Here is an 11306-nt window from a genome sequence, read left to right as displayed (position 1 = left end):
TGTACCCCGCCGGCTGTTGCAACATCTTTCTTTATAAGCCCTGCTCATTCTATCCAAAAAACTCTGCCGTCCCTGCGTTTTGCCGCTTTCGGAAGTTCACCGTCCGTATAGCCGAGAGCGCAATGGCCGATTCCTTCCCATTCACCGTATATGCCCAGCCCCGTCAGCACACGCTTATATTCATCCGTTTCAAATTCTTCTTTCGCCCGGTGAATCCAGATACTACCCAAGCCGAGAGAATACGCCGCCGTCAACATATTGCCCATAACAAGACTGCCGTCGTAAACGTGCAGCGGCCAATCTTTCTTCGCCAGGACAATGAGAACGACAGGCGCGCCGTAAAAAGGATCAAAGCCTTCATCCCAGCCGCCGATCCGGCAGTTTACGGCGGACAGCTTATGAATAAACGCCTTATCGGTTACGGCAATGATAATCGCCGATTGCTGTCCCTTCCCGCTGGGCGCATACAAGCCAGCTTCAATAATCTTCTCGATATCTTCTTTTGTCGGCATATCCGGTTTAAATTTGCGTATGCTTCTCCGTTCCTTAAAAGCCTTAAGCACTTCATTCATCTTCTTCACGTCTCCTTTCATTCATATACTTTCGCCGTATCCACCCAAGCGACGGCGTTCGCCAATATATACAGCTCTTCCGGAGTCGTGCGTACGGCGCTGTGACCGTTTCCCGCCGCCGGATAGACCGTATCGTATCTTTTTAACGACACATCCAAATATACGGGCACTCCCTCTTTAACCGCAAAGGGACAAACCCCGCCCGGCTCGTGTCCGATATACGCTTCCACCTCTTCAACGGGGATCATGCGCCCCTTCTTATGAAAAGTCCGCTTGAACTTCTTATTGTCCACTCTTACATCACCGGCATACAGGATGAGAACCGGGTTGCCGTCGACAAGAAAAGACATGGTCTTGGCAATCCTCCCCGGCTCACAGCCGACGGCAGCGGCTGCCTGAGCGACAGTGGCCGTGGACGCCTCAAACTCTAAGATACGGCCGCCTTCACCGATACGTTCAAAATACGCTTTTACCTTTTCTATGGACATGCTGCAATACCCTTTCACGATATATTCCACCCGGTCGGGAACTGAATTATTTATGATCCTGACGTATAAAACCGTTCTCTCAGGTTTATGACCATTATATCATATTTACATTCCTCTTTAAGACAGTATTCATCGGCAGATAAATCAATAAATTCTTTTATGAACAAAATATCCGGTGCTCAGCAGTAACGGTATTTATTATGACTCATTTTACAAAAGTATTTCTGTCTGCCGCTGCCATGAAAAGCATAATTTTTTCAGGCAATACAAAGCCTGTCTGAGAGTAACACTTACACGTCCGCCGAAGGAAACGAATATCCTCATCGGGGTGCTGCCGTAGATAACGGCAGAGATACGGGTGTGGACCTAAGCGATGCGGATACCGTTTATCACCTGTGCACGCAATTCTACGCCTTCAATGTGCCTACAATTTCACTGATCCGGGTCACACCTTCCCGTTCGCACCATGCCTGCATGCCGGCGGCAATTTCACTCACTGTGCGGGGATTGACGAAATTACAGGCGCCTACGGAAACGGCGCCTGCGCCGACAAGCATAAATTCAATCGCATCCTGCCACGTGGCAATGCCGCCAAGACCCAAAACGGGTATATGAACGGCCTTGGCGGTCTGCCATACCATACGTAAGGCAATCGGTTTCACGGCCGGGCCGGAAAGACCGCCCGTACTGTTGCCCAGCAGCGGACGGCGGCTGTCGATATCGACAGCCATTCCGGTCAGCGTATTTATGAGCGAAACCGCATCGGCGCCGGCCGCTTCAACGGCCCGGGCCATGACTGTAATATCCGTCACATTCGGCGAAAGTTTAACAATAACCGGCTTTTTCGTGTGTTCCCTGACGCTTTTCGTAACCGCCGCCGCTGCCTTCGGGTCCGTACCGAAGACAATGCCTCCTTCTTTGACATTAGGGCAGGAAATATTTACTTCCAGTGCGTCAACGCCGTCAACTTCCAATTCTCCCGCCAATTCCCCGTATTCCTCAACGGAACCGGCGGAAATATTGACAATAAACTTTGTCGGCATTTTTTTTGCCTGCGGCAGGATACATTCCTTAAACACGTCAACGCCGGGGTTTTCCAGGCCGATACAATTGAGCATACCGCTCGGCGTTTCGGCTATGCGCACGCCCGGATTGCCGGGGCGCGGCAAAGGCGTAATGCCTTTGGAAATGACGGCGCCCACGTCTTCCATGTCGAGAAAATCTTCATATTCCGAGCCGAAACCGAAGGTTCCCGAAGCGCCCGTGACAGGCGTATTCAGATGCATGCCGAGAAAGTCGACGGCAATTCTGTCCCGTTTCATCAGAACACCTCCCTGCTGTCGAATACGGGGCCGTCAGCACAGACTTTATACCGTTTGCCGTCCGTCCCGCTTTCAAAGGTGCAGCCGAGACAGGCGCCGATGCCGCAGGCCATTCGCTTTTCCATTGACACTTCACAGGGAATGCCCGCTGCCGCAGCTGCCGCCGCTACGGTACGCATCATCGCCGTCGGCCCGCATACGGCAATGCGATCAATACGGTTTTCTTTCAGGATCCGCGGCACTGCCGCCGCGGCGAATCCCCGTATGCCCGCACTGCCGTCATCCGTTGTGATATATATCTTCTCGGCCGCCGCCGTAAAAAATTCGTTCCAGAAAGTTTCACTTGCCGTCCGCCCGGCGATCAGGACAACGGGATTATCCAGCTTATACGCAAGAAAAATAAGAGGGGCCAGGCCGACGCCGCCGCCGACGAGGAGCGCTTTGCCCGGTTTTATCGAAAAGGTGCCGCCGCCGAGAGGCCCTTCGACGGAAATACGGTCCTGCCCGGGCCGCAATGCCGCCATATCGGCAGTCCCCCTGCCGACAAGACGATACATGACGGTTACTTCCCCTGTGCCCGCGTCGGCTGCCGCGATACCGAAGGGACGGCGCAGAAAAGCGCGCCGCCCCGTCGCCAGGACATTGACGAACTGGCCCGGCAGGGCCGATGCCGCTGTCTGCGGCGCCTTACAGACAAGCCTCCATATCGTATCCGTCACAGGCGCATTGGCAACGACCGCCGCGTCTTCCAGGAATTTTTTCACCTGTTTTCCACCTCTTCCGCAAGTTTTTTACCATTTTATCATATGCCTGTATACTATGAAAGCTGTTCTATAGTATCTTTTTCTGTCTGCGCCGTATTCCCGCCCTGCTTCCCGTTCCTTTCGATTTTTGCATTCATTTTTCCCGCAGCGGAGCTGTTTCTCCTGCCGGCAAAATACCTCCGACCCGGCATCCGTTTCTATCACGTATTCCACACCGCGATACCCCATTTATACATTTATATATTTGTTTCGGAAATCAAGCAGCCTTCCGTACACTCTGCCGTGTACGAAAGGCCCTTATTTATTATCTGTTATCAACTTTTTCCGGGTACATGTCGTGTTCCGCCAGCCGTTTCCAAGCAACTTCTTCCCATCTTGTGCCGGCTTTGCCGCAGTTGCAGTACGGATCGATGGAAATACCGCCGCGAGGCAGAAATTTCCCCTGTACTTCAATATATTTCGGCTCCATAAGCGTAATCAGATCTTTCATGATCAGGTTGACGCAATCTTCATGAAAGGCGCCGTGATTGCGAAATGAAAAGAGGTACAGTTTGAGGCTCTTACTCTCCACCATCTTCATGTCGGGCACATAGGCGACAATAATCGTCCCAAAGTCGGGCTGCCCCGTTACGGGACACAAACCGGTAAATTCGGGACAATTGAATTTAACGAAATAATCGTGTCCTCTGTGCTTATTTTCAAAAACTTCCAGTATTCCGGGATTATACCCGCCTGCATACGTCACGCCGTTATTTCCCAAAAGAGTCAGCTTTTCCACACATATCCTCCTTACCGCGCCGGATCGCTTACACGGTTGGCCGCAAAGGCAGCCGCTCTGTCCCTGCACGTACCGCACTGTCCGCACGGTTCAGCGCCGCCTTCATAACAGGACCAGGTCAGCTCGTAAGGTACACGCAGCCGTAATCCTATCTCTACGACAGCCGCTTTATTCATCGCAAGAAAAGGGGCTTCCAGCCGGATTTGCCGCCCCGAACCTTCCCAGACAGCCGCGGCCATAGCCTCAAAAAAAGCCGGTGAACAGTCGGGATAGGCCGCCCCCGCCGCATCGTCCGCATGGGCGCCGTAAATAACGGCCTCACTTCCAAGGCTTAATGCAATGCCTGCCGCCGCGGCAAGAAAGATGCCGTTCCGGAACGGCACGCAGGTACTGAACGGAGCCTTTCCCTGCGTCTTCTTCAGCTGATCGGCATAACATTCCTTCGGGACAGGCTCCGGAGAGCCTTGCAGCAATGAAGCCCGGCTATATTGAAACAGAGGTGCCGCATCAACAGAGATATGTTCCACACCGTAATAAGAAGCGATCTTTTCCGCCGCTTCCAGTTCTTTTATATGTTTTTGCCCGTACAATACGGAAACTGCCGTCACCTTGGCGGCGCCGTACCGTTCAACGGCCTGCGCCAAAGCCGTGGTCGAATCGACACCGCCGCTCGCTAATACTGCCGCTTTCACCGTATCACTCCTCACTGTAAATACAACTGCAACGCCGCCTCGTCCTTAAAACGGCCTCTCAGTTCGACCGTCCTGGTCCTCGTATTACGATTTTTGACACCTCTCGCCGTCACACAACTGTGGGCGGCCGTTGAACGGTACGGCCACATCATCACTGCCCGTAACGGCCGACATAATATCGGCAATATCCGCGCCGATTCGTTCCTGTAGCTGCAGCCTTCTGCCGACCATATCACAAATGCGGGCAATCTTGGAAAGCCCCAGAACCCGCTCTGCCGGAATATACGCGACAGTCGCTTTCATATCGTACATCAGCGCCATATGATGTTCACAAAAAGAAAACATATCTATATCTTTCATGACGACGACCCGCCCCGTATCCGCCACATCCGAGACCCTGCCGTCCGCAAAGGTTTTGCGAAACATATTGCCGATCTCTTCATTTGTATACTTCATGCCGGCAAAGACTTCTGCATACATGGCGGCGACTCGCTGCGGCGTCTCACGCAGCCCTTCTCTTCCGGGATCTGTCACCCAACGCGCGGAGAATACCGCGTACATGCTCTTCTATGGCTTTCGTATTTATCACTTATACCCCTCTTTTCTCAGGCTCCCAAATCACTTTATGCATTTGAATCTGCAAACGCCATCCGTTCAATCGCCGTGCCTTCATAAACTCGACGATTTCTTCCGCTTCGATTGAACCGAAAACGGGACTCACATAGACGCCGCACGTGAATAAAAGGCCGTATGTATCGACAACTTCCCTGGCCCGCTCCAAATCACGGCGTGACGAGACGACAAATTTCACTGTATCCGTCCGCTGCAGAAGGTCAAAATTCGCATGGACCATGGCTTCTTCACAACCGCTGTCCGGCAATTTATAGTCTACCGTAAAGGTCGGCCGCGACGCTCCGCAGAAAGGCGCCAGTGAAACGGCTCCGTTCGTTTCGATTTCCACATGAAATCCTTCCGCCAGAAAGAGCCCGATAAGCTCCTTCAGTCCTTCCGGCAGAAGCGGTTCGCCGCCTGTAAGGGTAATATTTTTTATACCTTCACGGACGGCATAATCCCGCAGCTCGGCAGGAGACAGATCCTCATACGGACACGTCGCTTCATTAGCCCATGCCGTGTCGCAATACGAACAGGACAGATTGCACCCTTGAAAGCGGATAAAAAGAGCCAGTTCGCCCGCCCTGCACCCTTCGCCGTTAATGCTGACGAATTTTTCCGCAACCTTCATCACTGCGCCTCATAAGCCGCACAATTAGCCGGCGTTTCGTATACTTCGACACGGTAGATCTCACTCCGCTTTGCCTGCAGGGTATCATAAAAATATTTGGCCAGATTCTCCGCAGTCGGCCGAAACGGAACTTCACGCAGGAGAAACTCTTCTGCCGCAAGGCAGGCCAACGTGGACTTGCGCAAAGAACCCGCCTCATAGATGAGAGAATGATCAAAATAATCGCACAAGTCCTTCAACGTCTTCTTCAAGTCGCCGAAGTCGTTAAGCATGCCGTCCGTCTGAATGTCTCTCTGTAACGCGTACGACCTCATATGAACCCGCACGAGCCAGTGATGCCCGTGCAGATTACGGCATTTACCGCTGTAATTTCTCAAAAAGTGTGCGCCGTCAAAAGACGCTTCCGACGTGATATAATACATGGTATCTCCCCGTAAAAAAAGGCCCTGCATAAACGCAGAGCCGGTTTTCAGCCGTAAAAAGGCAACAAAAAAACAGTCCTGGTTTTGTTTAAGGACAGGATGGTACAAACGAACTGTCCGCATAACTGCTTCTTTAGTGTAATGTACGATTTTATCTTTGTCAATATAGGCTGTTTGCAAAAAACGGGCCGTTACGGGTACAATAAGAAAATACAAAGAAAGGAACACGGCTCATGAACAAACAAACCGCACGTACCGCAATCGACGGGTGTATGATCATTATTTTACCTCTTCTTATGTCTTACTCTCTGATCGGCAAAGCCAATCATATTTATTTAGGCCTCCTCATGTTCACCCTTTTTGTCTGTCATCACGCGCTGAACCGCCGCTGGCTGTTAACCCTGTTCAAAGGGCGCTATACATTACAGCGCACAGTATCGACGGCCGTGAATATGGCGCTTATTCTCATCATGTTCGCCATGCCCGTAAGCGGCCTGATTATTGACAGGCAGGTCGTCCCGGCGCTTCACATTGCAGGCAGCGCCGCTTCGGCACGGCTGGTCCACCTTCCTGCCTCCTATTGGGGCTTCATGTTGATGACCTTTCATTTGGGACTCCAATGGCAGCGTATTCTCGGCCTCATAAAAGCCCGTATGGACAAACCGGTCCTATCTGCAAAACTGTCGAATATACTGCGACTCTTTATACTTATCATCAGTGCCTGCGGTATCCGTGCCTTCATAAAACGCGATATGTGGTCCTATATGTCCCTGCAATCACAATTCGTCTTCATTGACACGAAAGAACCGCTCCTTTTGTTTCTGGCCGATTTCACCGCCGTCATGATTGCTTCCGCCGCAGCCGCCTACTACTTGAACAGGGCTCTCGGTAAATTACAACGTCTCAAAAAATAGTTTTCCCCGTAAAAACCGGCTCATTCCCGCAAGAAGAACGAGCCGGTTTATCGTTTACAGCCAAAGAAGTTATGCCGCTTTTACTTTTCCGCCCGTAAACAGAGCGCGCATGGCATTGAGAACCGCTATGACCATGACGCCTACATCGGCGAAAATGGCAAACCACATATTGGCGATGCCGACGGCACCCAAAATCAGAAAGAGTACTTTAATGCCGATGGCCATATAAATATTTTCCATTACAATGGCCATACATTTTCCGGCGATTGTCATGGCCACAGCCAGTTTCAGAGGGTCGTCGTCCATGAGAACGACATCGGCGGCTTCAATAGCCGCATCGGATCCCATCGCTCCCATAGCGACGCCTACATCGGCCCGGGCTAAAACGGGCGCATCGTTAAGACCGTCTCCCACAAAGACCAACGATTTACCGTGCCGTTGCGTTTCAACTAGGAGTTCTTCCGCCCTTTGCACCTTATCAGCCGGCAGCAAATCACCGTATACCTCGTCAAGTCCGAGTTCCGTCCCTACTTTATCACCTGCCTCCTGACCGTCGCCCGTCAACATAACGAGCTTACGCACTCCGGCGGCGTGAAGCGCCCGTATCGCGTCCTTCGCATGCGGTTTCAAGACATCGGAAATAATGATGTGACCCGCATATACGCCGTTTACGGCGACATGAATGATCGTACCGTCGCGGTCGCAATGTTTCGCTTCCGTACCGATCGCCTCCATAAAGACCGCATTACCGACACAAACCGTATCTCCGTTAACAATCGCGCGGATCCCCATGCCGGCGACTTCTTCGCCGCCTGTCACTGCGCAGCCGTCACCTTCGGCCTGATACGCACGCCGCAATGATTCGGCAATGGGATGGGTCGAAAAGGACTCTACATGTGCCGCCAAATGAAGGAGCCTGTCTTCCAAAGATCCTTCACCTTTCAGGGAATCCGGTATTTCCCGTGCGACAGGATGAACGGCAACGACTTCAAAGGTCCCCTTGGTAAGCGTGCCCGTCTTATCGAAGACGACGGTCCCTGTATGAGCCAGCTGTTCCACATAGTTGGAACCCTTAATCAGAATACCGGCCCGGCCCGCGCTGCCGATAGCCGCAAAAAACGATAAAGGGACGCTGATGACAAGTGCGCAGGGGCAGCTGATTACGAGGAACGTCAGAGCCCTGTAAATCCAGATATGCCAGTTCGCATCGCCCGTCGTAATAAGACCGAAAAGAGACGGCAAGAAAGCCAAGGCGACGGCAAGGCCGACGACTGTCGGTGTATAGACGCGGGCAAAACGCGTAATAAACTGTTCGGACCGGGATTTACGGGCGCCCGCTTCTTCAATCAGTTCCATAATCCTGGCGGCGGTCGAGTCTTCAAAAGCCTTTGCCGTCTGCAGGCGAAGGACGCCGTTAAGATTGATACAGCCGCTCAGCACGGTATCTCCGTCCGTTACTTCCCTGGGTATACTTTCACCGGTAAGCGCCGCCGTATCAAGACTGCTTTTGCCGGAAATGACGACGCCGTCAATAGGGATTTTTTCTCCCGCCCTGACGACAATGATCGGTACCAACTTCGACTTCATCGGGAGCTACCTTCTCAAGAGTTCCGTCGGCCCGTTCCACATTGGCATATGCGGCATTGATATCCATCAGCTCCGTAATATTGCGGCGGCTTTTATTGACGGCATATCGCTGAAACCATTCACCTGTCTGATAGAACAGCATAACGGCTACGGCTTCCGTGTAGCCGTCGTCTTCATAAAAAGCGAGTCCCCATGCCCCGAGAGTGGCAATAATCATCAACACGCATTCATCCAGTCCGTTGCCGTTTTTAAGACCTTCCCACGCTTTCAGCAGTATATCGTAGCCGACAATAAAGTAGGCGGCCGCATACAGCGCAATATTCCACACCGGTGTAAAATCGGCCGCCCCGGTACCGATCATAATCATTGCCGCGACGGGCGATGCGAACCATGTCTTTTTTCTGTCCGGCAGTCATTTCCGTTCCCCTCCGACTGATGGTTTTATAACAGGATTTCACCGTCAGATGCGGCTTTTTTACAATTCTTTTGAACGGCACGCATCACTTCCGCCGGCTGCGTGCCGTCCTCAAATTCGACCTTCATCTTGAGAAGCATAAAATTGACGGCGGCTGCCTTCACGCCCTCCGTTTTGTTCGCCGCGACTTCCATCTTATGGGCACAATTAGGACAATCCACTTCGAGCCTATACGATTTCTTCATTTTATGTCCTCCTTTATTTTATATATGAACTACTATTCACTTATTCACTAAACATAGTGTAAAGTGTTTTTTTCGTCCCGTCAAGATATTTTTTTCAAACAGTATACTGAAAAATCGCAGTGACGATACCGGCTGTCATCACTGCGATCATAAAGGTTCCCTGATTACCGCAGGGCCATAACGGCCATATGGCGGCCTGTTTTCCCCTTTTCCCTGCGATACGAAAAAAATATATCCGCATGTGTATGCGTACATATACGCGTGCATTCAATGTGTTCCTCTTTGAGGACGGCACGCAGCATTAAGCGTCTGTTCGTTTCCCAAAGGTCATACAGATATTTCCCTTCCCCTATAGGCCTGTACAGCTCTCTTACTTCCGCCGAACCGAACAATTCCGTAAACGCCGCAATAACTTCCGCCCCCACTTCGAACCGGTCGGGACCGATGGCCGGGCCGACGGCGGCAATGATATCCGCCGGCTCGGAACCGAATGCCGTATGCATTTCCCCCACCGTACGGCCCGCAATATTACCGGCAGTACCGCGCCAGCCTCCGTGTGCAAGGCCGATGGCATAACGGACGGGATCAAAGAACAGAAGAGGCGTACAATCGGCGAAATTCATGGTCAAAGCCACTCCTTTTTCATTTGTCACCAGCCCGTCACAAGCGGAAATTGCCGTTTCCCGGGAAGACGCCCCTTTACCGCAATCCCGTTTGCCGACGCGAACGATATTAACGCCGTGTACCTGATTGCAACCGACCGAGTCTTTCGGGTCAAGCCGCAATACCGCAAAATACCGGCGTCTGTTTTCTATAACGCGTTCCGGCATATCTTCCGTTGAAAAACTCATATTGAGCGATGAAAAAGCGCCGTCACTGACTCCGCCCGCACGGGTCGACACGGCCGCAACAAGTTCGGGATATTTTTTAAATTGAGCGAACGTAACGTATTGTATGCCATTCTTTTCTTCTATGTTCATTGAGTCATTGTCCCCTTTTAAATTCGTACTCCCTTTCCTTTATAATGGTATCGACTATATTATAACAAAGGCCGCTTCTCTCTTCTATATTGAGGAAAAAAGTCTTACCTTGAAGACTGTGTCTATGATATAGTTAGAGCATAAAAGTTGGCTGTTTTTTAAGGAGGCTTATCATGGATTTTACATTAAAAGCAAACGCTGCGGCAGAAATAACGGAAGTCGTTACGGAAGATAATACGGCCATAAAATACGCCAGCGGCACGGCGCCCGTATACGCTACGCCCGCACTTGTCGGACTCATGGAACACGCGGCGGTAAAAGCCATCGGCGATCAGTTGCCGCAAGGCTACAGTACGGTCGGTATCTCTATGAATATTAAGCACACTTCCGCCACGCCTGTCGGCATGACGGTCAAGGCAAAAGCCGTTCTCATCGACCAGGACCGCCGCAGGCTGACATTCAAAATTGAAGGCTATGACGATGCGGGCTCCGTCGGTGAAGCGGTGCATGAACGTTTTATCATCGAAGCGGCTCCGTTTATTGAAAAAGCAAATGCAAAATTAAAGAAATAATACCGGAGAGACATAGTAAAGACCCGCAGTTCCTGGACTGCACCCCAAAAGTTGGACACAATTTTTGGAGGTGCAGTTTTTATGTCCAAGTATTCCAAAGCAATAAAAAGGCAAGCGATTTTATTACATGAGCAAGGATGGGGATACCGTTCTATAGCTCAGAAATTATCAATTTCCAAAAGCACTATAAAGAGATGGGTGTTCTTAGGTAAGCAGGGGATTTCTCTAGACAAGAAAATGACGCATAAACCCTTTTCAGCACGATGTAAGGCTCATGTTATTGAAACCAGGTGGGAAAATAAGTTATCCTTT

General features: G+C 51.3%; 16 protein-coding genes. 3 read left to right on the top strand and 13 right to left on the bottom strand.

Going from position 1 to position 11306, the window contains the following annotated elements:
* Positions 1-44 precede the first annotated feature (44 nt).
* The 9 genes from HMPREF0080_RS04370 to queD form a co-directional block, all read right to left on the bottom strand.
* Entirely contained in the window at positions 45-572 is a 528-nt protein-coding gene (locus HMPREF0080_RS04370) for a nitroreductase (RefSeq protein ID WP_040347240.1), read from the bottom strand.
* Positions 573-589: 17 nt separating this feature from the next.
* Positions 590-1060 (bottom strand): YbaK/EbsC family protein, encoded by a 471-nt coding sequence (locus tag HMPREF0080_RS04365; protein WP_006790047.1) that lies wholly within the window; start codon positions 1058-1060, stop codon positions 590-592.
* 407 nt (positions 1061-1467) lie between these two features.
* Positions 1468-2382, bottom strand: a complete 915-nt coding sequence (locus HMPREF0080_RS04360) for a dihydroorotate dehydrogenase (protein ID WP_006790045.1) — start codon at positions 2380-2382, stop codon at positions 1468-1470.
* Positions 2382-3146, bottom strand: a complete 765-nt coding sequence (locus tag HMPREF0080_RS04355; protein ID WP_006790044.1) for a dihydroorotate dehydrogenase electron transfer subunit — start codon at positions 3144-3146, stop codon at positions 2382-2384. Before HMPREF0080_RS04355 ends, HMPREF0080_RS04360 begins: the two co-directional genes overlap by 1 nt.
* 304 nt (positions 3147-3450) lie before the next feature.
* Entirely contained in the window at positions 3451-3924 is a 474-nt protein-coding gene (gene queF / locus HMPREF0080_RS04350; protein ID WP_006790042.1) for a preQ(1) synthase, read from the bottom strand.
* An 11-nt stretch (positions 3925-3935) separates the two neighbouring features.
* A complete protein-coding gene (gene queC / locus HMPREF0080_RS04345) occupies positions 3936-4616 on the bottom strand; it encodes a 7-cyano-7-deazaguanine synthase QueC (RefSeq protein ID WP_040347233.1) in 681 nt (226 codons plus the stop codon).
* Between the two features lie 84 nt (positions 4617-4700).
* Entirely contained in the window at positions 4701-5177 is a 477-nt protein-coding gene (gene folE, locus HMPREF0080_RS04340; protein WP_006790039.1) for a GTP cyclohydrolase I, read from the bottom strand.
* 28 nt (positions 5178-5205) lie between these two features.
* Positions 5206-5859: a putative 7-carboxy-7-deazaguanine synthase QueE gene (gene queE / locus HMPREF0080_RS04335; protein WP_006790038.1), complete on the bottom strand. Its 654-nt coding sequence runs from the start codon at positions 5857-5859 to the stop codon at positions 5206-5208.
* A complete protein-coding gene (gene queD, locus HMPREF0080_RS04330; protein ID WP_040347235.1) occupies positions 5859-6281 on the bottom strand; it encodes a 6-carboxytetrahydropterin synthase QueD in 423 nt (140 codons plus the stop codon). Before queD ends, queE begins: the two co-directional genes overlap by 1 nt.
* Before the next feature lie 233 nt (positions 6282-6514).
* Here queD and HMPREF0080_RS04325 point away from each other — a divergent pair, with 233 nt between their 5' ends.
* Positions 6515-7195 carry a DUF4405 domain-containing protein gene (locus HMPREF0080_RS04325; protein ID WP_006790036.1) on the top strand — a complete coding sequence of 227 codons (681 nt, stop codon included), beginning with the start codon at positions 6515-6517 and terminating at the stop codon, positions 7193-7195.
* A gap of 69 nt (positions 7196-7264) precedes the next feature.
* Here the strand turns inward: HMPREF0080_RS04325 and HMPREF0080_RS04320 are convergent, their stop codons facing one another.
* The 4 genes from HMPREF0080_RS04320 to pgeF all read right to left on the bottom strand — a co-directional run bounded on the left by HMPREF0080_RS04320 (position 7265) and on the right by pgeF (position 10422).
* On the bottom strand, positions 7265-8782 hold the full coding sequence (locus HMPREF0080_RS04320) for a heavy metal translocating P-type ATPase (RefSeq protein ID WP_006790035.1): 1518 nt from the start codon (positions 8780-8782) through the stop codon (positions 7265-7267).
* Positions 8724-9143, bottom strand: a complete 420-nt coding sequence (locus tag HMPREF0080_RS10730; RefSeq protein ID WP_245527223.1) for a hypothetical protein — start codon at positions 9141-9143, stop codon at positions 8724-8726. The genes HMPREF0080_RS04320 and HMPREF0080_RS10730 overlap by 59 nt, the downstream gene beginning before the upstream one ends.
* Before the next feature lie 80 nt (positions 9144-9223).
* A complete protein-coding gene (locus HMPREF0080_RS04315; protein ID WP_006790033.1) occupies positions 9224-9442 on the bottom strand; it encodes a hypothetical protein in 219 nt (72 codons plus the stop codon).
* 164 nt (positions 9443-9606) lie between these two features.
* On the bottom strand, positions 9607-10422 hold the full coding sequence (gene pgeF / locus HMPREF0080_RS04310) for a peptidoglycan editing factor PgeF (RefSeq protein ID WP_006790032.1): 816 nt from the start codon (positions 10420-10422) through the stop codon (positions 9607-9609).
* Between the two features lie 173 nt (positions 10423-10595).
* Between pgeF and HMPREF0080_RS04305 the strand changes: the two genes are divergently transcribed.
* Positions 10596-10994 (top strand): thioesterase family protein, encoded by a 399-nt coding sequence (locus HMPREF0080_RS04305; RefSeq protein WP_006790030.1) that lies wholly within the window; start codon positions 10596-10598, stop codon positions 10992-10994.
* Positions 10995-11075: 81 nt separating this feature from the next.
* Positions 11076-11306 (top strand): helix-turn-helix domain-containing protein (locus HMPREF0080_RS04300; RefSeq protein WP_006790029.1); only part of this gene is annotated, 231 nt, incomplete at its 3' end.

It is taken from the genome of Megasphaera geminata F0357, from assembly GCF_000239275.1.
GTDB lineage: Bacteria > Bacillota > Negativicutes > Veillonellales > Megasphaeraceae > Megasphaera > Megasphaera geminata.
The sequence above is the reverse complement of the archived record's forward strand: the minus strand, read 5'-3'. Positions and strand labels throughout refer to the sequence as shown.